The organism is Qipengyuania aurantiaca, from assembly GCF_019711375.1.
Lineage (GTDB): Bacteria > Pseudomonadota > Alphaproteobacteria > Sphingomonadales > Sphingomonadaceae > Qipengyuania > Qipengyuania aurantiaca.
The window spans coordinates 630,339-653,671 of sequence record NZ_CP081295.1; the positions used below are offsets into that span (position 1 = coordinate 630,339).

Genomic DNA, 23,333 nt, shown 5'->3' on the forward strand with positions numbered 1-23,333 from the left:
GCATTGGTGGACGATGTTTTCGAATTGCACGCCTCGAAGGGAAGATATTCCCTAAAACCCGCGCACGCCTCGTTAGTAGCGGGAAAATATCCTATGTCGCAATGCACAATCGAACCCCACGGATTCTGCATGCGCTATCTTCCAATCTTTCTCGACACCTCGGCCTCCCGGATCATCGTTTCCGGAGCGGGCGGGGCGGCTACGGCGAAACTGCGCCTGCTGGTCAAATCGCAGGCCCGGATCACGGTTTTCGGATCGTCGCCAACCGATCAGGTCCTCCGCTGGGCCGAAGAAGGCCGCGTCGAGCATGTCGAACGCTTCCCCGCGCCCGCAGACCTTGCCGGCGCTGACCTTCTCTATGTCGCGCGCGAGGACAGCGAGGACGCGATGGAGCACGATGTCGCCATGGGCCGCGCTGCGGGCCTGCTGGTCACCGCGGTCGACACCCCCGCCCTGTGCGATTTCATCACGCCCGCCATCGTCGACCGCGACCCGGTCGTCATCGCCATCGGCACCGAAGGCACCGCCCCGATGCTGGCGCGGCAGCTCAAGGCACGGATCGAAGGCCTGGTGAGCCAGTCGACCGGCGAACTCGCCAAGCTCGCCGCCACGCTGCGCCACCGGGCAAACGCGGTTGCCGCAGGCTCGAAGCGGCGCGGCCTTTGGGCGCGGTTCTTCGGCGAGGAAGGCCGCCGTGCCTTTGCGGACGGCGGCGCACCCGCAGCCGAAGACCTGTTCGAGACGCTGCTGGACGAAGCCGGGACACGCGGGAGCGAAGGCCATGTCGCGCTGGTCGGCGCAGGCCCCGGCGATCCCGAACTCCTCACCCGCAAGGCGCACCGCCTGCTGGGCGATGCAGACGTGGTCATCCACGACCGGCTCGTTTCGCCACAGGTGATGGAGCTCGCCCGGCGTGAGGCGCAGATCATCGAAGTCGGCAAGTCGCCCTATGGCACAAGCTGGAAGCAGGGAGACATCGACGCGCTCATCGTCACCGAGGCGCAGAAGGGCCAGAAGGTCGTGCGCCTCAAATCGGGCGATCCCGGCATCTACGGCAGGCTGGACGAGGAGGTGACCGCGCTCGAACGCGCCGGCGTTTCCTTCGAAGTCGTGCCCGGCATCACAGCGGCCATCGCGGGCGCCGCCGAACTCGGCCAGTCGCTCACCCGCCGCGGCCGCAACTCCAGCCTGCGTTTCCTCACCGGCCACGATATCGACGGTTTTGCCGAGCACGACTGGAACTCGCTCGCCGCGCCCGGCGCGACGGCTGCGATCTACATGGGCGTGCGGGCCGCGCGCTTCATCCAGGGCCGCCTGATCATGCATGGCGCGCACACCTCCACGCCCGTGACCGTGATCGAGAACGTCTCGCGGCTCGATCGCAAGCAAGTCGCCGCGACGCTGGCCGACCTGCCCGAAGCCATGGCCAAGGGCAGCATCAAGGGCCCGGCCATCCTCTATCTCGGCATCGCGCCGCGAACCGCGCAAGGCTCCGGCCTGATCGACGAAAGGACCGCCACCCATGCCTAAGGCACCCAAGCCCCAGCTGGTCAGCGCGAACGATTTGCTAGAAGGCCATGTCCTTTACCTCGGCCGCGAGGGTGTCTGGACCACCAGCCGCCAGCAGGCTGCTGTTTCGACCGACAAGGACGAGCTCGACGCGCTGGCCGCCAAGGCCTCCGCAACGCGCCAGGTGGTCGATGTCGCCCATGTCGAGGTGACGCTCGAAGACGGCGGCACCCCGCGCCCCGTGACGTTGCGCGAAGTCATCCGCGACCGTGGCCCCACCAACCGCCCGGACCTCGGGCGGCAGGCCGACCCCACTCTCCTCCAGACCGGCAGCGAAGCCGAAGGCACCGCCCATGTATAGCTATGACGAGTTCGACCGCACCTATGTGAAGGACCGTGTCGCGACCTTCCGCGACCAGGTTGCGCGGCGCATTTCCGGCGCACTGACCGAGGACGAGTTCAAGCCGCTGCGCCTGCAAAACGGCATCTATCTCCAGCTGCACGCCTATATGCTGCGCGTCGCCATCCCCTATGGCACGCTGAACTCCGCCCAGATGCGCCAGCTGGCCATGATCGCCGAGCGCTGGGACAAGGGCTATGGCCACTTCACCACGCGGCAGAACATCCAGTACAACTGGCCCAAGCTGGTCGACCTGCCCGACATCCTCGACGCGCTGGCCGATGTCGAGATGCACGCCATCCAGACCTCGGGCAATTGCATCCGCAACGTGACCGCCGATCATTTCGCCGGTGCCGCGAAGGACGAGATCGAGGACCCGCGCCCCGCCGCAGAGCTGCTGCGCCAGTGGTCGACCGATCATCCCGAATTCGCTTTCCTTCCGCGCAAGTTCAAGATTGCCGTAACCGGCGCCGAGGAGGACCGCGCCGTCACCCGCGCGCACGATATCGGCATCCAGATCGTGAATAACGAGGCGGGCGAGATCGGCTACAAGGTGATCGTGGGCGGCGGCCTCGGCCGTACGCCGGTGGTCGGCGTGACCATTCGCGACTTCCTGCCCAAGGAGCATCTACTCGCCTATTGCGAGGCGATCCTGCGCGTCTACAACCTCCACGGACGGCGCGACAACAAGTACAAGGCGCGCATCAAGATCCTCGTCATGGAAGAGGGGCTCGACAGCTTCCGCGCGCAGGTGGAAGAGGAATTCGCGGACCTGCTGGAACGCCATCACGGTCCCTCACTGATCCCCGACCCCGCAGTTGTCGAACGGATCGAACAGGCCTTCGCGCCGCCCGCCTTCGAGACCCTGCCCGACACGGACGACGCGCTCGACGCGCGACTCACCAACGATCCGGCCTTCGCCGAATGGTGCCAGGTGAACCTGACCGAGCACCGCGAGCCGGGCCACACGATCGTCTCGATCAGCCTCAAGCCCGTGGGCGAGGCGCCGGGCGATGCCAGCACCGCGCAAATGCAGGTCGTGGCCGATCTCGCCGAACGCTATTCGCACGACGAGGTCCGGGTCAGCCACGAACAGAACCTCATCCTCCCGCATGTCGCCAAGCGCGACTTGCCGGCGATCTACGACGCTCTGAAGGGCGCAGGCCTAGCCACGGCCAACATCAATCTGATCGGCGATATCATCGCCTGCCCGGGGCTCGACTATTGCGCGCTGGCGACGGCGCGTTCGATCCCTATCGCCAAGGATATCGCCCAGCATTTCGCCGACAGCGCCTATGCCCGCACCATCGGCGAGATGAAGATCAAGATATCCGGCTGCATCAACAGTTGCGGACACCACCACGTCGGTCACATCGGTATCCTCGGGCTCGATAAGGGCGGCAAGGAGAATTACCAGATTACGCTCGGCGGCGATCACACGCAGGATTTGCAGCTGGGCCAGCGCCTCGGCCCGGGCTTCGATGCCGAGGATGTGGTGCCTGCGATCGAACGGCTGGTCGAAACCTATCTCGGCCTCAGGCAGGACAAGGACGAAACCTTCCTCAAGGCCGTGAAACGTGTGGGCATCCAGCCGTTCAAGGACGCGCTCTACCCGCCCAAGGAAAGCGCCCGTGCTGCTTGAGGGCGATCTCTACGGCGATGCGCGCCTGACGCCGGAGCGCGAGGGCAAGACCCTCGCCTTCCTGGCCGAGTCCATCCTGCGCGACTATCCGGGCCGCGTCGCAATGGTGTCCAGCTTCGGCGCGGAATCCATCGTGCTGCTCGACATGGTGGCGCGCATCAATCCGAACACGCCGATCCTCTTGAATGAAACCGGGATGCTGTTTGCCGAAACGCTGAACTACCAGCGCGAGGTCTCTGCCCTATTGGGCCTCACGAATGTCCAGCTCGTCCGCCCGACCCGCCAGCGGTTGGCGGAGGAAGACCCCAACGGCCTCCTCCACCGCAACGACAGCGATGCCTGCTGCAATCTTCGCAAGAGCGAGCCGCTGCGCCGCGCGCTCGCGCCCTTCGATGCCTGGATCACCGGGCGCAAGAAGTTCCAGAACGACAAGCGGGCCGAGATGCAGCCGGTCGAGCAGGACGGCGCGGGCCGCGTGAAACTCAACCCCCTCGCCGATTGGACCCCGTCCGATATTCGCGACTATTTCGACCGCTACGACCTGCCGCGCCACCCGCTGGTGAGCCAGGGCTATCCCAGCATCGGCTGCGCGCCCTGCACCAGCCTCGTGCTGGCCGGCGAAGACGCCCGCGCCGGGCGCTGGCGCGGCACCGAGAAGACCGAATGCGGCATCCATTATGTCGAAGGCCAATTTATCGCCGGAGCAGGAATCTGAGCATGACCCTCGTTACCCCCGCAGGCTTCCGCCCCGACGACAACCGCAGCTACGCGCCCCATGACGAGCTGCCCGCTGGCAGCGACCTCGCCGTGGACCTGCCGAACGACGCCGACCCGACCGTGCTGGCTCCGCGCATCGGCGACATCGCGCTGATCCGCATCCCCTTCCCCACCTATGGCGACGGGCGCGGCTTCAGCATCGCGCGCGAATTGCGCGAAATGGGGTATGCAGGAACGCTGCGCGCTTCGGGCTATGTCATCTCCGACCAGTTCCGCCACGCGCTCCAATCGGGTTTCGACGAAGTCGAGATCGACGACGCCCTCGCCGCGCGCCAGCCCGAAGAGCTGTGGCAGGTCGAAGACTGGAAATCCTACCGCGCAAAACTGGTGCAAGGCGCCGCCTGATCGCGCTGCGCAGCCCGGTCGATTTTCAGGAAAGGTGACTGGCGGAGAGGGAGGGATTCGAACCCTCGATACGGTTGCCCGTATACTGCATTTCGAGTGCAGCGCATTCGACCACTCTGCCACCTCTCCGCATGTCGGGTGCGCTTGATGGGCCATGGGCCCCGGTCGAAGCGAGCGCGGCCAATAGCCACCTCTTGCGCCCTTGCCAACCCCTTTCGCGCGCGAAAACGGGGGATGGATTGCCGCTACCCCTTGTCGATTTGCCGCGGCGCACCATATCCTGCCTATTCATGGACAGGGCATCGTTTTTCTCCGCACAGGCCGGCCGCACTCTCGAGGCGCCGCGCCGTATCCTCACGCGCTTCGCCATTGGCGACGTGGTCCGACACAAGGCGTTCGACTTTCGCGGCGTGATCTTCGACGTCGATCCGGTTTTCGCCAATAGCGAGGACTGGTACCAGTCGATCCCCGAGGACATCCGTCCCGACCGCAACCAGCCGTTCTACCACCTGCTCGCTGAAAGCGACGAGAGCGATTACGTCGCCTACGTCAGCCAGCAGAACCTGGTGCGCGATTCGCTGGCCGGGCCCGTTTCGCATCCCGATGTGCACCAGTATTTCGAACAGTTCGAAAACGGGCGCTACCGGATGCGCAACCGCCTCACGCACTGAGGCCCCATCGCAGCTTAACGGAATGGAGCCGGACTGCCCCCTGGCGATCCGGCTCCCTCCCGTGACGAATTCAGGGCTAGGTCGTCCGCCCCGGGAGTGACTGCGCGCGCCCGCTTGGGGTCGGGCTGCGACGGGAAACTCCGTACCCATGCTGGTAAGCGGCGAAGGTTAACGACCTGCAAGCATTTGACGATTTTTTTGAGAAATTTTTGGCTTCGCTAACAAGCCGCCAATCGAGCCTATGCCGGCGCACTCCAGAGTTTCCAAAGCACGACAATCGAGCGAGCCGGTTGGAGCCCCTACTGCTTCGCCCTGGCTTGTCGTAATAACTTGTCTTCCCGATAAAGCGCGGCGCAGCACATCACGAACAGCGTTAGGGCTGAAGTATAGAACAAGGGTCCGTCGAGAAGTCCCAAGGCAAGAGTACCAGCGACGGCTGCGAGGGCGGGAACATTGCGATGCTGACCCTGGATATTTATCCAAATGCCGCGACCGACAAGGTAAGACACCGCGAGAGCGCCAATCACTCCAAATTGCACCACCATCTGAAGATAAATATTGTGCGGATGAAAGGCAGGCCAAAGGTCTTGGACGTGATAAATGAACTGTCCGTCGCCATGGCCATAGAACGGCTCCTGGCGGATCAGATCCAAGGCCCGCTCCCAGAGCATCATTCGCCCCGCTTCCATGTTCACTGAACCGGTGTAGCCGAGAACCGTGAGAATAAGCCGCTGAATGCCCCAATGGTCTTGAGGCGGAATATATATGAAAGAGAGCGGAACACTCGTGGCGTAGAGGCAAGCCACAGCGCCAACGTTCTTTTTCCAACTCGGAGAAAGAACGGCAGCGGTCATGGCAGCAAGCAGGCACGCCAGGATGGCAGCTCTGCCGCCTGCCAAGTTTGCGAATGTGAAACCGGCCAAAATAGCTATCAGGAACTGCCAGCGGCGATCACTGGTAAAGGCCAATCCTGCGGCGATGCCCACCTGAAAAACGACGAGATATCCGAGATGGCGTACGTGCCTGACAGACACGAAAAAGCGGCGCCAATCATAGTCCGGGTTTCCTGCCTCAATGGCAATGACAAGATAGCAGAGCGCTATCCAAAGAGATAAACCGACAAGGATCGCGCAAAACAATCTTCGGTAATCTGGCACTATCGAAACCATCAGCCAAGCCAACACCAGCAGTGCGATGTTTCGGAACAAATAAACACCGGCGACGACAGGTTCGGAGGCGGAATACCGAAGAGAAAGAAGAGATGCCCCGACAATTACGCTCGAAGCAATGATGACACCCCAGCTCGGACGGGATAACTTGGATTTCTGCCGCGACCCAGCCAGCACAACGGCTGCGATGAGCGGACATAAATAGAGCCAAATCCAAGGCAGAAAATTGACGGAATGCGGAATTTGATAGGTCAGCAAACCGATCGCTGTCGGCATAATCGCCAGGACGACGTACATCGGAGAGCGTTCGTTTTGTGACGTCATGATAAAACGCTAGCTGGTTTTTCAGGCGTTTCGAGTCGATCGGACAGCGAAGACAAACCCTTGCCGCTTACCCACCAGACGAGAAGCACAAAAATGGCAGAGACTGGCCCGTCTGTTGCGTAATGCCAGCCCAGATGGATAGAACCTAAATAGATAAGTAACGCATAGGCCCAACCAATAACAGTAAGGATAGGTTTGCGATAACTCTGCAACCACAAGGCAAATAGTACCGCGATTGCCACATGCATCGATGGCATAGCGGAAATTCCGCTTATCAGGGTCGGATTGTCCATGGTTGAGATCAGGATATCCTTCACCGCCAGAACGCGTGGCACAGAAGCCTGCAATTCAGCGATCAGTGGCAGGAAAGAATTATCAGCGTAGAAGTCAGCCACCATTATGGGACCCACTGATGAGGCTAAGGTAGCTGTCAGACCACCAAGTAACAACCAGCTGAGCTGAAAACAAATAGCGAAGCGTATCTTGCGCATCTCGTCAAAAGAGAGTGCGATCCAGACCGCCAATCCGATGTGAACGAAATGCCAACCGTCATATAACCAAGCAATGGCCGGTGTGGCCCAGCCGCATAGTGCATGAGTAATCCGCCAGGGATCCGTGCCAAATATCCATCGGTCGACATCGATCAAAAAGGGATCGGCGTAAAACGGCCTGACTTCAGGAATACTTTTCTTAATTCCACTTCCGGTTTCGAGTGTGATCGCCAAGGATAGAAATACCATGCATGAAGTAAGAACCCAGAGCCAGTGCGCCCTGATATCTAAGAGAAGTCGATGAAAAGGCGAAGGGTGTCGTCGAACCGCTAGCAGGACAATCCTTCCGAGGAATATCAACGCCATGCCGATCAGAGAGAGGATGATGAAGGCCTCGCTCCGATTGTTCTCTGGAACTGGCACACTTGCGGCAATGACAGCGACAAACGCAACCGCCGCATAGCCCCAGAATTTTTCGGTCTGAAATGGTGACTGTGGTTCGCTGGCATCGCGCCCTTCCGGAATCGGATCGCGGCTTCCAAAAAGCGTAATCGCTTTCTTCATGTGACAGTCCCGATCCTTCCTGCCTTGCCTGCATAGCGAATGCTCCTTTCTTTTTCGTCAAGCCGAAGCATCGTCCTCAAACCGGCTGAAAAACTTTACAGGCGAGCGCGGTCAGGCATCAAGATCTTTCGCCAGCTTTTCGAAACTATCCTCGCGCCGTTCTGCGACTTAGCGTCCGAGCTGCCCTCACAGCCTCGGCGCTCGGTGGCATTCGCTTTCCTCGACGTAGCCGGTTGACCGGCCAGTCGCTTCTTTCTCAAAAACGCGTCAGTGTCCATCGTCAGAACCTCTGGCACAACTTCCAGCGTAGGATTGCGGAGTGTGGGCGTCGCCTTGGACTGATGTTTAGGCAGCGAGTTTGCGGTGTTGCAAGTGCCGATATTCGAGCATCTTTCGCCTGATCCTTTGTCGTTGTTTAATGGTGGCCGATCTTTTGCCAAATTGGGCGTCGGCAGGTGTCATGTTGTCGAGGCTCTCATGGTAGCGTTGATGGTTGTAATGTTCGACGACGACGCGGAAGAGGCTGACAAGGTCGACATCGCGAGAACCGAAGGTGACCTCGCTAGCTATATCTATGGTCTGCAGATCAGCAAGCACGGCGTCTTGGCGCTTCCGGTCGCGCTCGCGCGTAGTTTCTAGAAATCGCGACGCTCCGGGACTTTCTCTCGGCAAATTGAACCTAGAAAGTGCGAGTGTCGCCAGAAATGATCCCGAAACCACTGCGGCCCCGCTTATGCACTTTGCAATCGACTGGGCCGACGGCTCTGCGCTATCTTTTGGTGAAATCAAAGCCGAAAGCGTCGGTCGCTCCGCAAGGGCATTCGCTAAAGTCGCAGGGCAGGAATATGCCGAGATGTGCGACAAAAATGGTGTCGCCCAGCTTCCGGATGCATCCGATGCCGAGATAGAGAGCGACATTCGGGTTCCAATCCTGAGCGGAGGGCTCGATGTCCAGACTCCTTAAGTTTTGAGCGAAAAAGTCGCCGGGCGCTTGTCACATGCGATCCACGTGATCTTCGCCAGTGGCCCTCACGGCCAGATCTTGAACATCAATCGATGCGCTATTCAGGTCATAGCCGATTTTCCGGATAATCCGCGAGACAAGCTTGACCATCGCTGCTTTGCTGGGGAAAAGCCCTTGCCGCTCATCCTGCCTGAGATCGAGATGAACCCTTCTCCGTAGCGATTGCGAGATTGGTGCTATGCTCGCTTGATTAGGTATATATGCCCATTAATCTCCTGGGAGAGCGGTCGCTCCGCTATCAGGCCTTCTTTGTCAATTCAGTGAGTCCGCAACTAGGGCGCAAAGCAGACCTTAAGTGGTTAGACATTGCCTTTTTGATACGGCCGAATACCGCGGCACAATTTGAGGCGAATAGGAAATTTTTGCAGCGGAATTCCGCCATTTTGGCGGCTCAACTCGGAGAACCACCAACTTTTCGGATGTAACGCACATCAGCCTACTCCGACCCGTATATTTCTAACCTTCGAGGCAAGGACCGGCACACGGTCTCACTCGTCGTTCGATCGCCCTTTTGGCCTACCCGCTGCACCTCAAGATGTCCCGAAACGGGACGTAGGCCACTAATCGGCGTATAACGCGTCGCGAGTCATTCATTTGTCTTAAGATTTCCTTACCACTTCGACCCGCGAGAGCGACCCGTCCGGAGTCGCGCTTTCCTTTTTCTCGAGGGGTCACATCATGGTTGCAGACGCCAGCACGCGCGTATTCATCAACGAATTCCATTACGATAACGCCAGCACAGACACCGGCGAATTCATCGAGATCGCCAACCTCGATCAAATCGACCTCACCGGCTGGACACTGGTGCTCTACAATGGTTCGAACGGCGCCCCCTACGACACGATCGCACTTTCGGGCAGCGACGAGTTCCTGACCGTCAATTTCCCCAGCAACGGCATCCAGAACGGCGCGCCCGACGGCATCGCCCTGGTCGATGTGGGCGGGAATGTGGTCATGTTCCTTTCCTACGAGGGCACGATGACCGCCGTGGGCGGTCCCGCAGACGGGCTCGTCAGCACCGACATCGGCGTGGCGGAAACCGGCAGCACCCCGGCAGGGGATTCACTCCAGCTGACCGGCGAAGGCTCGACATATGGCGACTTCACCTGGGCGGCGCCTTCGGCCAGCACCTCGGGCGCGGCAAACACCAGACAGATCATCGCCAGCAACGAGCCGCTCGTCTTCATCAACGAATTCCACTACGACAACGCCAGCACCGATGTTGGCGAATTTGTCGAGATCGCCGGCACGGCTGGGCTCGATCTCACCGGTTATTCGCTGGTTCTCTACAACGGCTCGAATTCGTTGCCTTACACTACCGTGTTGCTTGATGGCTTCGTGATCGACGACGAAGGGACCGGGTTCGGGGCAATTGCGGTCGAATTCCCGAGCAACGGCATCCAGAACGGCTCGCCCGACGGTATCGCACTGGTCGCGCCCGACGGCACCGTGCTCGAATTTCTCTCCTACGAGGGCACTCTCACCGCGCTCGGCGGCCCCGCGGATGGCATGACCAGCACCGATGTGGGCGTTGCGGAAACCAGCGGCACGCCTACCGGACAATCGCTCCAGCGCACCGGCTCCGGCAGCGAAGCCATCGACTTCACCTGGACTGGCCCGCTCGAAGAGAGCCGCGGCACGCTCAATGCAGGCCAGACCTTCGGCGACACGCCTCCGCCGCCCCCGCCCCCGCCGCCTGCAACCGGCGACGCGAATGTCTTCTTCAACGAATTCCACTACGACAATTCGGGGGGCGATGTCGGCGAGGCTATCGAACTCGCCGGTGCTGCCGGCACCAGCCTCGAAGGCTGGAGCATCGTGCTCTACAACGGCAACGGCGGCGGCGCTTATCGCACCGTCAGCCTGTCGGGCATCATCCCCGACCAGGACGATGGGTTCGGCACCATCAGCTTCGACATGAGCGGTCTCCAGAACGGTTCGCCTGATGGCTTTGCGCTCGTCGACGCAGACGGAAATGTCGTCCAGTTCCTTTCCTACGAGGGCACCATGGTCGCCTCGGACGGTCCGGCCGCGGGCATGACGAGCGAGGATGTGGGCGTCGAGGAGGCTGGCAGCCCTGCTGGCTTCTCGCTGCAGCTTTCGGGCACGGGTTCGAATTACGAAGACTTCAGCTGGACCGGCCCGGTCGGGGACAGCTTCGGTTCGGTCAATGCCGGACAGGATTTCACTCCGCCCAACCCGAACGGCAGCTTCTATATCGACGACGCGAGCGTGGCCGAGGGCGATGCTGGTATCAGCCTCATGAGCTTCACTGTACGCCGCACCGGTGGAACCGAAGGCGAAGTCAGTGTCGATTATTCGGTGATCCTCGGAGACAACGCGCAGTCGGCCGACGCCGCAGACTTTGCCGGCGCCTTGTCGGGCACTGTGATCTTTGCAGCAGGCCAGTCGAGCGCGACGATCACCATCGAAGTGGCTGGCGACACGCAGCCCGAACCGACCGAATTTTTCGGCGTCGAGCTGACAAATCCAACCGGCGGCGCCGATATCCGTGACGGCGAAGCTACCGGGACGATCATCAATGACGAGGCCCTGAACCTCCAGATCGGGGAAATCCAGGGCGAGAGCCATCAGTCGATCTATGTCGACAATATCGTGACCACGACCGGCATCGTGACCGCCGTGGCGCGGAACGGGTTCTATATGCAGGATGCCGATGGCGACGGGAACGCCGCAACGTCGGACGCGATCTTCGTGTTTACGCGCTCGGCCCCTACGGTCGTCGCAGGCGATGCACTGACGGTTACCGGCACGGTGAACGAATTCACCCCGGGCGGCGATGAGAGCAATCTCTCGACCACCCAGCTGATCGACGCCAGCATCACGGTGGAAAGCAGTGGCAACGCCCTCCCGGCAGCGGTCCTCATCGGCCCCAATGGCGTGACCCCTCCCACCGAGATCATCGATGATGATGGCCTTTCCGACTATGATCCGGCGAACGACGGCATCGATTTCTGGGAAAGCCTCGAAGGTATGCGCGTCACTGTCGAGAACCCGGTCGCAATCGACAGCACCAACAATTTCGGCGAGCTTTGGACCGTTGCCAGCGACGCAGCCGGAACGCTTACAGCGACGAACGTGTCCGAGACCGGCCTCGTGGTAATCGACGGTGGTGAAGGCGGCCTTGGCGAATTCGACAGCGGCGCAGGCTCTGACTTCAATCCGGAGCGCATCCAGATCGACGGTGGTTATGAGCTCAACGGCGTAACCTTCGACACGCCCGATGTGACACCCGGCGCGACTCTCGAGAACGTGACTGGCATCATCGACTACGCTTTCGGCAATTACGAACTGCGTCCGACCGAGGCCGTGACCGTGGCCGCGCCGAGCACCAACCTTGGCGAATTCTCCATGCTCGAAGGCGCGGTGAACCAGCTGACGGTCGCTACCTACAATGTGCTCAATCTCGACATCAACGATGCCGATGGCGACACCGATGTCGCGGACGGTCGTTTCGAAGCTATCGCCTTCGACATCGGCGTCGCGATGAACGCTCCGGACATCGTCATTCTAGAGGAAATCCAGGACGACAGCGGTTCGTGGAACGACGGGACGGTTTCGGCCGAAATGACGCTTCAGCAACTGGCCGATGCGATCTACGACCAGACCGGCGTGGTCTATTACGTGGTCGACAATCCTTATGTCGTTGACGGGCAGACGGGTGGCCAGCCAGGCGGCAACATCCGCGTCGCTTTCCTTTATCGTGCCGATAGCGTCACGCTGGACCCGGCCTCGGTCTTCACTATCGACGATCCGGCATTTGCCCGCACGCCGCTGGTTGCGACCTTCGGCTTCAACGGCGAAGAGGTGACGGTAATCGGCAACCACTTCACCTCGCTGATCGGTTCGGACAATATTTTCTCCGCCAACCAGCCTCCCGAGATGGCCGGCGCCCTGCAGCGTGCCGAACAGGCTGCTGCGCTCAACGCCTATGTTACCGCGCTGCTGGCGCAGGACCCGGATGTCAACATCGTGGTTGGCGGCGACTTCAACGATTTCCAGTTCGAGGAAACGCTTCAGATCGTCACCGGCGAACTCGACTACGCAGGCGGCATGGTCAGCGATGGCAGCGATGTCGAACTGGCGAACCTCGCCTATCTGCTTGAAGCGAGCGAGCGTTATTCGACCCTCTTCCAGGGCAATGCCCAGATGATCGATCACATACTCGCCAGCGAAAACCTGATGGACGGTGCAGCGATCGATGTCGTGCACCGGAACATCCACACGGCCTCTGGCGTGTCGGACCATGACTCGGTCCTCGCCCGGTTCAACATCGGCTTCCAGGAGATCGACGCGGGCAGTGGCGCCGATGTGGTCGAAGGCAATGACGGAAACGATCGTATCTTCGGCGGCAATGGCTCTGATGTCCTTATCGGCAATGCCGGGATCGACGAGCTGTTCGGTGGAAATGGCTGGGACCAGCTCTTCGGCGGCGACGGCGACGATGTCCTGAGCGGCGGGAACGGCAAGGACTACCTCGACGGCGGTGAAGGCAGCGACCTGCTGTTCGGTGGACGGGGCGCGGACACCTTCGTGCTGCGCGCCTCGGAAGGAACCGATATCATCGCCGACTTCGGAGATGGTCCGGATGCAATCCGAATTGACGGAAGCAACGGTTCCAATGTCGAATTCACGCAGTCGGGCGCAAACACGGAAATCCGTCTCGATGGAACGCTCGTAGCCGTGGTTCTGGAAGCGGATGCCGATGATGTTGCGGCCGCAACGACCTTCAGCGATCCGCCGGAGGCAGCATTCGCCCCTATCCATGAGATCGCGATCGCCGACCTATCGGCGAATATGGGCGAATTCTCCGTCTTCTAATCAAGTCGCAAGGGGGCTTGCGCTCCATGCGTGCCGCAGGCCCCCACGTGGGCGATGAAGTGCAGAACGGCTCATCCACACGGCAGCCAATCGACAATTCAGGATGGCTGCCGAGAACGATCTGTTTTTGCTTTCCGCCAATATGATATCGATAGCGCCAAGAACGATGCCCGGTTTGCGGGAGATATAGAGATAGGCCATCCGCATCAGTCAGTTTGTAATCTTTGCATTTTTCTTTGGCTCCGCGGCGTTGGGCAACGGTGAGAATATGAAAAAATTCCCTCTTGGACTTCCAACTTCCTTCTTAGGAGTATAATTCATCGCCCCACTCATGTCTTAAGAAAATGGGTATTGATTGAGCCCGTTTGCTCTCATTTAAGATGGATTTATTCAAAAGCCTATTGACTATCGAGTCTTCGAGAGTGAATTTAGGCATTCACCGGGAGAGGTCAGGGCTTGTTGCCCCCATTCGCAGTTCTGATGCCCCTGCTGGCGCCCCAAGTTCTTCGAGCCCGATTGAGTTCGCTAGAAATCAATTGATCTAGAATCTAGTCAGCGAATGGCGCAATCTTTAGGCTGCTGCGCCGTAGTAAGCCTTATTTGACCTGTGTGGTTTCTGAGGGATGGCGGAGCAGGAGGGATCGGCCTGCGCTGCGCTTCGGCCCTCTGCGCGAGCTTACGCCCGCTTCGAGTTCGAACCGGCGGGTTCTCGGCCTCTCGCGGATCCACCATCGGGCCCGTCCTGTAGAAGGGTGGCGGAGCAGGAGGGATTCGAACCCTCGATACGGGGTTACCGTATACACACTTTCCAGGCGTGCGCCTTCGACCACTCGGCCACTGCTCCGCGTTCCTGTTTGCGCCCTCGCCGTGCCGCGTGAGCGCACGTGGTGTGGATCGGACCGCCCGGCCTTACGCAGCGCATCGCGCGGGAGGCCAAACAAGAATGCGCGCCTCTAGCGACAAGGGACATGGGGCGCAACCATTCGTGTCGCGGTGGGCCGCGTAAAATTGCGACGAACCGTTGGAACCGCCTCGCGCGCCTGCGCATTTCATCCGGTAGACCCCCAAGTCGCGGTGCTGCGCGGAAAAGCATTCCCTGCGAACACCGCTACAGAGCCCCTTCTCGCCCCGCACAATGCGCGAGAGGGGGCTTTTCTTTTGGCGCAAGCCTGCCAAGCTGCGCAGCCATGACCAAGCACCTGATTTCGCTCGCCGCGATGCTCGCCCTTGCCACCCCCGCTGTTGCGCAGGAGGAGGCCGAAACCTTCCCCGGCCCCGGCGAAATCGTCGCAGGCGCGAGCGCCGAAGAATGGATTGCGATTCGGCCCGAGGACCTGATCGTCATGACGCTGGCGCCCGATGCGATGGGCGAGAAACGCAAGGTCGTCATCCAGCTCATGCCCGCCCCCTTCAGCGAGGACTGGACCGCCAATATCCGAACCTTCGCGCGCAGTGGATGGTTCGACGACATCTCGGTCAACCGCGTGCAGGACAATTACGTTGTCCAGTGGGGCGATGCCAATTACGACAATCCCGAAAGTGACGGCGAACCCAAGTCCCTGCCCGAAGGCCTCGTGCCGACCGACGAGGCGCATTACACCGTTCCTGCCGAGGCCATCGGCCTCCCGCGTCTGCTTGCGGACAGCAGCCGCGATCGCGCGCTCAAAACCGACCAGCCGATCGTGACCGCCGATGCGACGGCGGGCATGATCCTCGCCAACGGGCTGACCGATCCTTACGCTCAGCTCTCCCTGCCCTACAAAGGCTGGCCGCTCGCCTCCGACTATGGCCAGGGCGAAAACGAGGCGACGGCGCGGGTCTGGCCAGTCCATTGTTACGGCATGGTCGGGGTGGGCCGAAACCTCACGCCCGATGCGGGTACCGGCGCGGAACTCTACACGGTCATCGGCCATGCGCCGCGCCATCTCGACCGCAACATCGCGCTGGTAGGGCGGATCGTGGAAGGGATCGAGCATCTTTCCAGCCTGCCACGCGGCAAGGGGCAGCTGGGCTTCTACGAGGACGAAAGCAGGCGCACATCCATCCTCACCGTGCGCGTCGCCGCCGACCTGCCCGAAGGCGAACAGCCCCGTTTCGAATATCTCGACACCGAGGGCGAGACCTTCGCCCGCTACGCCGACGCGCGCGCCAACCGCCGCGATCCCTTCTTCAACATTCCCGCTGGCGGCGTCGACATCTGCAACATCACCATACCCGTGCGCCGCGTGGGCAAGTGAGCGAGAGCCTGGCCTGCACCCTGCCGCTTACCCGCTGGCAGGGGGATCGCGGCACCTATCACCTCGTCACCATCACCGGTCAGACGGCCGAAGCCATCGCCATGCACGAGCGGATGCACCGGCTGGAATTCGGCGCGCGGCGCGGCTTCGGCTCGGTGAAGGTCGTGGCGCGCGTGGGCGAGACTGAGTGGAAGACCTCTGTCTTCCCGCAAAGGGCCAAATCCGAATGGGTGCTACTTATCTCCAGAAAGGTGATGCGCGCCGAAGACCTTGCCGAAGGAGACCCGGTGGCTTTCGAACTGGAGCTGCTGTGAGCCGGGGCCAACATCACAAGCGCCTCGCCTGGGTAACTGCGGCAGGCCTTGGCCTCGCGGCAGTTGCAGGCGGCCTGGGTATCGCGATGCCACCCGGTGAGACGCTGTGGCATCTCATCGCTGCCCCACAGGAAGATGGTTTGTGGGAATTCAAAACCATCGATGGCCGGGATGTAAGCCTGGTCGGATACTCCATCCGCGTACACTGGGGCGAAGTCAGCCAATGGTATAATGGCTGCAACTACTGCGGTACTTCGGATGACGGCGGACAGATTTGTACTTTGCAAGCCTGCATCGAGCGGCCATCCGACAGGCTTTACTATCGGTTTCTACATGGCCCCTATACGATGGAGGTCGAGGGTGACCGCATGGTACTGACCGTTCCGGGCCACCGCGCCGTGCTGCAGCGCTTTACGGAACAAAAGTTCTAGAGCTTTTCCATCAGCTCGATGCGGTTGCCGAACGGGTCGGCGATGTCGCCGCGCCGATAGCCATCGAGCGGCTTGCCTTCCTTGAAGCCGACGCCGCTCGCTTCCAGCTTGGCCACCAGCGCGCCGAGGTTCTCGACCAGCAGCGCAGGATGCGCGCGGCGGGCGGGGAGGAAGCCGTCCTCCACCCCGCAATGAATCGCCAGCCCCTCACCTTCGAACCAGCAGCCGCCGTTGAGCGCCAGGTGCGCTGGCTTGGTCACTTCCTCCAGCCCCATGACGCCGGTCCAGAATTCGCGCGCATGCGGTTCGCCGCCATGCGGCATGGCGAGCTGGATGTGGTCTATTCCAAGGAGCAAACTCATGCGCGTTCGGCCTGTGCGACCGAGTCGCTCGCGCGAAGGGCGCTGAGGATACGGGTGAGGTGGGCAAGGTCCTGCACTTCGAGGTCGACCTCATAGGTCGTGAAGGGGTGGTCGAGCTGGGTCTGTTCGAGGCTTTTCACATTGACCGCGTTCTGCGCGAAAATGCCCGCCATTTCGGCCAGCGTCCCGGGCCGGTCGTAAAGCGTGACGCGCAGGCGGCCGACCGCGCCGCGTGAACGCTTGCCCCAACTGAGGTCGAGCCAGTCGTCGTCGATCCCGGTCGCCAGCTGGTGGCAGTCGATCGCATGGACCTCGACGCCCTTGTCGGGCTTGCGCAGGCCCACGATCCGGTCGCCCGGCACGGGGTGGCAGCATTCGGCCAGGTCGTAGCCCACGCCCGGCGTCAGCCCGCGGATCGAGAGCGACTTGCCGCTGCGCAGCCATTCGTCGTCCTCGTCCGCCATGCCTTCCGTGCTGCCCGGCATCAGCGCTTCCATCACCGCGCGATCGGTGATCTTGGCCGCGCCGATGGCGTAGAAAAGATCGTCCGGCTCATCCATTTCAAGCCGCTTGAGCGCATCGCGCAGCGCTTTCTTGCCGATCTTGGCGGGCACGCGGGTGACGATCTCGTCATAGAGCTTGGCGCCGATCTCGGCCACCTCGCCGCGCTCCTTCAGCCGCACCGCACGGCGGATGGCGGCGCGCGCCTTGCCGGTGATGACGAAGCCGAGCCAGCTCATCTGCGGCTCGGCGTCCTTGCCCTTCAGGATTTCGACCACATCGCCATTGTTGAGCTGCGTGCGCAGCGGCATGTGGCGCCCGTTGATCTTTGCGCCCACCGTCTGCGCGCCGAGGTCGGTGTGGACCGCGAAGGCGAAATCGACCGCAGTCGCGCCCTTGGGCAGCTGGAACAGCGCGCCCTTGGGGGTAAAAGCGAAGATGCGATCCTGATAGATCGCCATGCGCGTATGCTCGAGCAGTTCCTCCGCATCGTGGCTGGCATCGACGATCTCGATCAAGTCGCGCAGCCAGCCGACCGCGCCATCGGGACGGTTGCCCTGCTTGTAGGCCCAGTGGGCGGCAAGGCCGAATTCGTTGGTGCGGTGCATGTCGCGTGTGCGGATCTGCACCTCCACGCGCATCGACTTGCCGTAGATCAGCGAGGTGTGGAGGCTGCGATAGCCGTTGGTCTTGGGGGTGGAGATGTAGTCCTTGAACTTGCCCGGCAGGAACTGCCAGGTCGTGTGCAGGACACCCATCGCGCGGTAGCAATCGGCCACATCGTCGCAGATCACGCGGAAGGCCATGATGTCGGTCACCTGCTCGAAGCTGACGTGGCGTTCGGCCATCTTGCGCCAGATCGAATAGGGATGCTTTTCGCGGCCCGAGACCTCGACCTGCAGCCCGGCGTTGGCCAGCGCATGCTTCATGTCGAGTGCGATGGCATCGACCTGCCCGCCGTCCTCGTCGCGGATCTGCTGGAGCCGGTTAGTGATCGTGGCGTAAGCTTCCGGCTCGATCTGCTCGAACGCGAGCAGCTGCATTTCGCGCATGTATTCGTACATGCCCACGCGCTCGGCCAGCGGGGCATATATATCCATCGTCTCGCGCGCGATGCGCTGGCGCTTTTCGGGCTTCTTGATGAAGTGGAGCGTGCGCATGTTGTGCAGGCGGTCGCCGAGCTTGACTAGCAGCACGCGGATGTCCTCGCTCATGGCGAGCAGGAACTTGCGCAGGTTCTCCGCCGCGCGCTCGTTCTCGGGCATCTGCTCGATCTTGGAAAGCTTGGTCACCCCGTCCACCAGCCGCGCGACCTCGGTGCCGAAATTCGCCTCGATATCGTCGATAGTGGCAAGCGTATCTTCGACCGTGTCGTGGAGCAGCGCGGTGGCGATGGTTTCCTGGTCGAGCTTGAGGTCGGTCATCAGCCCGGCCACTTCGACAGGGTGGCTGAAATAGGGATCGCCGCTGGCGCGCGTCTGGGTGCCGTGCTTCTGCACCGTATAGACATAGGCGCGGTTGAGCATCGCCTCGTCGGCGTCGGGGTCGTATTCGAGGACCCGCTCTACGAGTTCGTACTGGCGCAGCATCGTGGCGCTACGATGTGGGCAAACCCTGCTGCAATGCAACGAAAAATACGTGTGCTCCGCCCTAAATCCGGCTTTCGAGCGCTTCGAGCAGCGGCGCTGGCTGGTCGAGCCGGAATGCGACCCGCTCCACCAGGCGCGGCTTGCCGAAGATTGGCCGGTATTCAAGCGGGCGGCCAAGACGCAGGATGACGTTGGGATGCGAGAGGATCGCCGCGTTGAGCACCTCCCTGCCCTTCGCCTCATGATGCGTGACCGACGGTTCGATGGCCGCGATCGCATCGAGCGGGACGGACATGTCGATGACGCTGCCCGCTCGCACGCGCAGGTTGCGGTCGTCGAGCAGGACGGGATAGAGACGGAAGGCCTTCATCAGCGCGATCAGGAAGAGCGCGCCCCAGATGCCCAGCGCCAGCAGGACCCATGCCGCTCGCTCGCTCCAGTGGCTGACGAGCAGGTCGACCACCACGATCTCGATCAGCTGGAGGATGAGGAAGGCTGCGATCATCGGGTTGATCACCCGGTGATAGGCGAAAGCGGTCGCGCCTTCCGGCACTTGCGGACTCGCGCCCCAGCTGAACAGGGCGAGGCGCATCATCGCGCTTTCATGGGCTGCGAAGCGCACGAGCGGGGCGGGCAGCACCTCGGCTGCGGCGGCCTCGAACGAACGCGTGCGCCGGAAGGCGAGCGCGGCGAGCCACAGGCTCCACCCCTGATAGGCCCCAACCGTCAGCGCCATCGCCGTGACCACAGCGGGCATGGAAAGCAGCGCCTCGCGAACCGGTTGGGCCGCCGCGAGAGTGGCAACGATGCAACCGGCCGCAATCGCGCCGAGCAGTGCGCGCAGGCCCGGCCGGTTGCGCGGGGCCTTGGCGATCAAAGCCAGCGCAAGCGCGTCGGCAGCGATCCAGAGGAACAGCAGCGCCGCGGTACGCGGATGGCTTGCCGCAATCTGGCTGTGGGTGGCGAGCCGCGCGGCGAGGATGGCCAGCAGCGGCGCGAAGAGAAGCAGGACCGGGGCGAACCTGGCAGCGACGCGGGACGGCATGGCACTTCTCCCTTTTTCGGGAGACGGCCTAGCCGCACTCTAGGCGCCACTCAATCGCAAGCCCTGCACGCTTCCGTGCGCGCCGCGCAATTACTCGCCGTCGAGAATACGGTCGACCCCGGCGCGGGTCACCGAATGGTAACTCTCCCGCGTCTTTGCGTAGATGCGCGTCGCGATCGGACGGCCCCACTCGCCCTCGCCCCAAAGCACGCCGAACAGCGGGCGGACGAACTTGGCGCGGCCCACACTGGCGAGGAATTCCTCGGCCTGCGGAACGGCGGGATCGTAGCGGTTCTCCAGCGCCATCTCGAGCCAGAGGAACAGGATTTCGTTATTGCCCGTCGCCGAAAGGCCAAGCGCGGCAGCGAGCGCTGCCAGCTGGTCATGGCTGAGTTCGGCGGGGAGGTTATCGAGGAAACGGATCTGCTCGGCAGCGGTCCAGCCGCTCCAGCCCGACGGCATCATGCCATGATCCGCGTAATGGCCGACCGCCGCATCGACCTCGGCAAAGGCCGCAGGGTCGGGCTTGGCGACGTTGGCGGGAAGGCCCGGCTCGAAGATCCATTCGCGCAGGGTGAGACGCTCGGCCTCGGCATCGGACGCGACGAGATTCTCCATCATGTCCTCGAGGAACAGCTCGCTGGTGGCGGGCTGGAAGGCGTGGTTGTCGAACCACTGCTGCAACCATGCGTCGAACCGCTCGCGGCCCACGATCCGTTCGACCGTGCGCAGGAAGAAGGCGCCCTTGTCATAGGCAATGGCGCTGCCGAGCTCGTATTCGCCTTCGGTGCTGAGCGCGGTGCCCGGCGCATCCTCGCCCACCTCGCCCAACGTTTCGACGATGTTGGCGTACATCAGCGCGGCTTCCTGCTCGGCGCGCTGCTTGCCGTAGACCGCCTCGACGATGCGGTTCTCGAAATAGGTGGTCACGCCTTCGTTGAGCCAGCTGTCGCCCCACACGGCGTTGGTGACGAGATTGCCCGACCAGCTGTGCGCCAGCTCATGCGCGACGAGGCCGTTGTTGGACCGATCACCAGCGATGAAGGTCGGCGTGAGGAAGGTCATCACCGGGTTTTCCATGCCGCCATAGGGGAAGGCTGGCGGCAGGACGATCATGTCGTAGCGGCCCCAGCGGTATTCGCCGTAAAGCTCCTCGGCGGCGACGACCATCTCCTCGGTATCGGCAACCTCGGCATAGGCGCGTGGCAGGACGGAAGGTTCCGCCCAGACGCCGGTGCGCGGGCCGATCGCCTTGAAGTCGATATCGCCCGCAGCCAGCGCAATGAGGTAAGGCGGCACCGGCTTATCCATCACGAAGCGGAAGACGCGGCGGCCATCGCCAAGGTCTTCCGGCTCGCCCTGGCGCACGCCGCTCATCACCACGTCGAGCGGCTTTGGCGCGGTGATGCGCGCTTCCCAGGTCTGGCGGATGCCGGGGCTGTCCTGCGTCGGGATCCAGGTGCGGTTGAGGATCGCCTGGCCCTGGCTGAAAAGGAAGGGGTTGACCTTGCCGGAAGTCTGTTCGGGCGTGAGCCACTGCAGCGCGGCAGCGTCGGCAGGTGCGGTGTAGTCGATGCGAATGCTGCGCGCGCCGTCGAGCGCGATACTCAGCGGGGCGCCCTTGCCGCCCTTTTCGACATTCTCGCCGACTTCATAGGCCAGCGCGCGGCCCGAAGCGTCGGTGACCCGTGCGATATGCAGCCCGTTGCTGTCGAGCACCAGCGTCTCTTCGCCCGGCTGCACCAGCAGCGATAGCGTGGCCGAGCCCCCTACCCTTTGCGCGGCGAAGTCGAGCCCGAGGTCGAGCGCGACATGGGTCACGCGGGCTTTCTGCGGTTCGGCATAGGTCAGCGTGTCCAGCGCTTCGGGCCCGGACAGGATCGGCGAGACCATCGGTTCGGGAATGGCGGTCGAGACCACCGGTTCGCTCGTCGCGGTGGTGCAGGCGGCGGTGGCGAGCAGGAGGGCAAGGCTGGAAACAAGACGGCGCATGACAATTCTCTCCGGATGGATTTTCCGGCCCAGGCCGGTTCTATCACTCAATCACCCGGCCCTATCGACGATCCCGGCATGGCTTTCCACCCCCGGCGTGGACGAAATCTTGAAATCGTATCCACGCGCTAGCAAAAGCTGCGTCAACCCGTATGGTACGCTGACTTGTGAACGTTCTCAACGAGCTTGGAGAGGCCCTGATGAACCACTATTCGACCTTCGCCCTTCCCTTTGCGCTGGCCATTGGCGCTGCGACGAGCGCCTGCGCGCACCCGGCCGACGCCGGTTCCGCGCTTGCCGAGGCGATTGCGCCCGAGCGCGAGCTGATCTTCGCCGACGAGTTTAACGCGGGCACGCTCGACCGCGACAAGTGGATCGTCATCGGGACCGATTTCTGGGTCAACAACGAACAGCAGGCCTATGTCGACACTCCTGAAGTGATCGCCTTCACCGATGACGCCGCCGGGGCCGAGGGCGGCGCGCTGATCCTGCGCCCGGTGTTCAAGCCCGGCGCGGATCCCAACAAGGAGCGCAACGCGCCGTTCATCTCGGGCCGGATCGAAAGCCAGGGCAAGTTCGACTTCGAACACGGCCGCGCCGAAGCGCGTATCAAGATGCCCGACAATGTCGGCGTCTGGCCCGCCTTCTGGCTGCTCGGCAACGACCAGTGGCCGGGCACGGGTGAGATCGACATCATGGAATATGTCGGCGAGAAGGACTGGATCGGCGTGGCGCTGCACGGCCCCGGCTATTCGGGCGAAACGCCGCTAGTGAACAAGTTCTTCTTCCCCGACGGTGTCGATGTGACCGACTGGCACACCTACGCGGTCGAATGGACCGACAGCCAGATCGACTTCCTGATCGACGGCCATGTCCACTACCGCGTCACCCGTCCGATGGTCGAAAACTATGGCGAATGGCGTTTCGACAACGACAAGTATCTCATCCTCAACTTCGCCATGGGCGGCGCCTATCCGTTCAAGACGAACCGGATCGAGACGCCCTATAACGGCATCCCGGCGGAAACGGTCGAAGCCGTGAAGCGCGGCGAGGTCGAGATGCTGGTCGACTGGGTGCGGGTCTACGCGGAGGAGTAACTTGCGC

The 23,333-nt window shown here is 62.1% G+C and carries 21 protein-coding genes, 2 tRNA genes and 1 pseudogene; 14 read left to right on the top strand and 10 right to left on the bottom strand.

Annotation, left to right across the window (positions count from 1 at the left end):
* Positions 1 to 129: 129 nt before the first annotated feature.
* From cysG to K3148_RS03050, 5 genes are read left to right on the top strand one after another with little or no spacing between them, the layout of a single operon-like run.
* Entirely contained in the window at positions 130 to 1,530 is a 1,401-nt protein-coding gene (gene cysG / locus K3148_RS03030) for a siroheme synthase CysG (RefSeq protein WP_221425857.1), read from the top strand.
* Entirely contained in the window at positions 1,523 to 1,870 is a 348-nt protein-coding gene (locus tag K3148_RS03035) for a DUF2849 domain-containing protein (protein ID WP_221425858.1), read from the top strand. Before cysG ends, K3148_RS03035 begins: the two co-directional genes overlap by 8 nt.
* The gene (locus K3148_RS03040) at positions 1,863 to 3,551 is read left to right on the top strand and encodes a nitrite/sulfite reductase (RefSeq protein ID WP_221425859.1); all 1,689 of its coding nucleotides are present in this window, start codon (positions 1,863 to 1,865) and stop codon (positions 3,549 to 3,551) included. Before K3148_RS03035 ends, K3148_RS03040 begins: the two co-directional genes overlap by 8 nt.
* Positions 3,541 to 4,266, top strand: a complete 726-nt coding sequence (locus tag K3148_RS03045) for a phosphoadenylyl-sulfate reductase (RefSeq protein WP_221425860.1) — start codon at positions 3,541 to 3,543, stop codon at positions 4,264 to 4,266. The genes K3148_RS03040 and K3148_RS03045 overlap by 11 nt, the downstream gene beginning before the upstream one ends.
* Positions 4,267 to 4,268: 2 nt before the next feature.
* Positions 4,269 to 4,673, top strand: a complete 405-nt coding sequence (locus K3148_RS03050; RefSeq protein ID WP_221425861.1) for a DUF934 domain-containing protein — start codon at positions 4,269 to 4,271, stop codon at positions 4,671 to 4,673.
* A gap of 39 nt (positions 4,674 to 4,712) precedes the next feature.
* On the opposite strand, the gene K3148_RS03055 is transcribed toward K3148_RS03050, so the two are convergent.
* A tRNA-Ser gene (locus K3148_RS03055) sits at positions 4,713 to 4,802 on the bottom strand.
* 161 nt (positions 4,803 to 4,963) lie between these two features.
* Between K3148_RS03055 and hspQ the strand changes: the two genes are divergently transcribed.
* A complete protein-coding gene (gene hspQ, locus K3148_RS03060) occupies positions 4,964 to 5,344 on the top strand; it encodes a heat shock protein HspQ (protein ID WP_006833258.1) in 381 nt (126 codons plus the stop codon).
* A 299-nt stretch (positions 5,345 to 5,643) separates the two neighbouring features.
* Here hspQ and K3148_RS03065 read toward each other — a convergent pair whose 3' ends face one another.
* The 3 genes and pseudogenes from K3148_RS03065 to K3148_RS03075 all read right to left on the bottom strand — a co-directional run.
* On the bottom strand, positions 5,644 to 6,837 hold the full coding sequence (locus K3148_RS03065) for an O-antigen ligase family protein (RefSeq protein ID WP_221425862.1): 1,194 nt from the start codon (positions 6,835 to 6,837) through the stop codon (positions 5,644 to 5,646).
* Complete coding sequence (locus K3148_RS03070; protein WP_221425863.1) at positions 6,834 to 7,892, bottom strand: phosphatase PAP2 family protein; 1,059 nt, start codon at positions 7,890 to 7,892, stop codon at positions 6,834 to 6,836. The genes K3148_RS03065 and K3148_RS03070 overlap by 4 nt, the downstream gene beginning before the upstream one ends.
* Positions 7,893 to 8,237: 345 nt before the next feature.
* Positions 8,238 to 8,402 (bottom strand): annotated as a pseudogene (locus K3148_RS03075) (IS3 family transposase); the annotation flags it as partial.
* Between K3148_RS03075 and K3148_RS03080 the strand changes: the two are divergent.
* The 4 genes from K3148_RS03080 (at position 8,391) to K3148_RS03095 (ending at position 13,758) form a co-directional block, all read left to right on the top strand.
* Complete coding sequence (locus tag K3148_RS03080; RefSeq protein ID WP_221426740.1) at positions 8,391 to 8,531, top strand: hypothetical protein; 141 nt, start codon at positions 8,391 to 8,393, stop codon at positions 8,529 to 8,531. The pseudogene K3148_RS03075 and the gene K3148_RS03080 overlap by 12 nt on opposite strands.
* Positions 8,532 to 8,625: 94 nt before the next feature.
* Positions 8,626 to 8,856, top strand: coding sequence for a hypothetical protein (locus K3148_RS03085; RefSeq protein WP_221426741.1), 231 nt, complete (start codon positions 8,626 to 8,628; stop codon positions 8,854 to 8,856).
* A 3-nt stretch (positions 8,857 to 8,859) separates the two neighbouring features.
* On the top strand, positions 8,860 to 9,075 hold the full coding sequence (locus tag K3148_RS03090) for a hypothetical protein (protein ID WP_221425864.1): 216 nt from the start codon (positions 8,860 to 8,862) through the stop codon (positions 9,073 to 9,075).
* Between the two features lie 519 nt (positions 9,076 to 9,594).
* Positions 9,595 to 13,758, top strand: coding sequence for an endonuclease/exonuclease/phosphatase family protein (locus K3148_RS03095; RefSeq protein ID WP_221425865.1), 4,164 nt, complete (start codon positions 9,595 to 9,597; stop codon positions 13,756 to 13,758).
* Here K3148_RS03095 and K3148_RS14010 read toward each other — a convergent pair.
* Together K3148_RS14010 and K3148_RS03100 are read right to left on the bottom strand one after the other, a co-directional pair.
* Positions 13,697 to 14,026 carry an Arm DNA-binding domain-containing protein gene (locus tag K3148_RS14010; protein WP_425594654.1) on the bottom strand — a complete coding sequence of 110 codons (330 nt, stop codon included), beginning with the start codon at positions 14,024 to 14,026 and terminating at the stop codon, positions 13,697 to 13,699. The genes K3148_RS03095 and K3148_RS14010 overlap by 62 nt on opposite strands.
* A 485-nt stretch (positions 14,027 to 14,511) precedes the next feature.
* Positions 14,512 to 14,602, bottom strand: a tRNA-Ser gene (locus tag K3148_RS03100).
* A 343-nt stretch (positions 14,603 to 14,945) separates the two neighbouring features.
* Here K3148_RS03100 and K3148_RS03105 point away from each other — a divergent pair.
* Genes K3148_RS03105 through K3148_RS03115 form a run of 3 tightly spaced genes read left to right on the top strand, consistent with a single transcriptional unit; the run spans position 14,946 to position 16,740 of the window.
* Positions 14,946 to 15,995, top strand: coding sequence for a peptidylprolyl isomerase (locus K3148_RS03105; protein ID WP_221425866.1), 1,050 nt, complete (start codon positions 14,946 to 14,948; stop codon positions 15,993 to 15,995).
* Positions 15,992 to 16,309 carry a DUF1905 domain-containing protein gene (locus K3148_RS03110; protein WP_221425867.1) on the top strand — a complete coding sequence of 106 codons (318 nt, stop codon included), beginning with the start codon at positions 15,992 to 15,994 and terminating at the stop codon, positions 16,307 to 16,309. Before K3148_RS03105 ends, K3148_RS03110 begins: the two co-directional genes overlap by 4 nt.
* Entirely contained in the window at positions 16,306 to 16,740 is a 435-nt protein-coding gene (locus tag K3148_RS03115; protein WP_221425868.1) for a hypothetical protein, read from the top strand. The genes K3148_RS03110 and K3148_RS03115 overlap by 4 nt, the downstream gene beginning before the upstream one ends.
* Here the strand turns inward: K3148_RS03115 and K3148_RS03120 are convergent.
* The 4 genes from K3148_RS03120 to K3148_RS03135 all read right to left on the bottom strand — a co-directional run bounded on the left by K3148_RS03120 (position 16,737) and on the right by K3148_RS03135 (position 22,229).
* On the bottom strand, positions 16,737 to 17,102 hold the full coding sequence (locus K3148_RS03120; protein ID WP_221425869.1) for a VOC family protein: 366 nt from the start codon (positions 17,100 to 17,102) through the stop codon (positions 16,737 to 16,739). The genes K3148_RS03115 and K3148_RS03120 overlap by 4 nt on opposite strands.
* Positions 17,099 to 19,192: a RelA/SpoT family protein gene (locus K3148_RS03125; RefSeq protein ID WP_221425870.1), complete on the bottom strand. Its 2,094-nt coding sequence runs from the start codon at positions 19,190 to 19,192 to the stop codon at positions 17,099 to 17,101. The genes K3148_RS03120 and K3148_RS03125 overlap by 4 nt, the downstream gene beginning before the upstream one ends.
* A 61-nt stretch (positions 19,193 to 19,253) precedes the next feature.
* Entirely contained in the window at positions 19,254 to 20,237 is a 984-nt protein-coding gene (locus K3148_RS03130; protein ID WP_221425871.1) for a hypothetical protein, read from the bottom strand.
* 90 nt (positions 20,238 to 20,327) lie between these two features.
* Entirely contained in the window at positions 20,328 to 22,229 is a 1,902-nt protein-coding gene (locus tag K3148_RS03135; protein ID WP_221425872.1) for a M1 family metallopeptidase, read from the bottom strand.
* A gap of 167 nt (positions 22,230 to 22,396) precedes the next feature.
* Here K3148_RS03135 and K3148_RS03140 point away from each other — a divergent pair, with 167 nt between their 5' ends.
* Entirely contained in the window at positions 22,397 to 23,326 is a 930-nt protein-coding gene (locus K3148_RS03140; protein WP_247711628.1) for a glycoside hydrolase family 16 protein, read from the top strand.
* Positions 23,327 to 23,333: the final 7 nt, after the last annotated feature.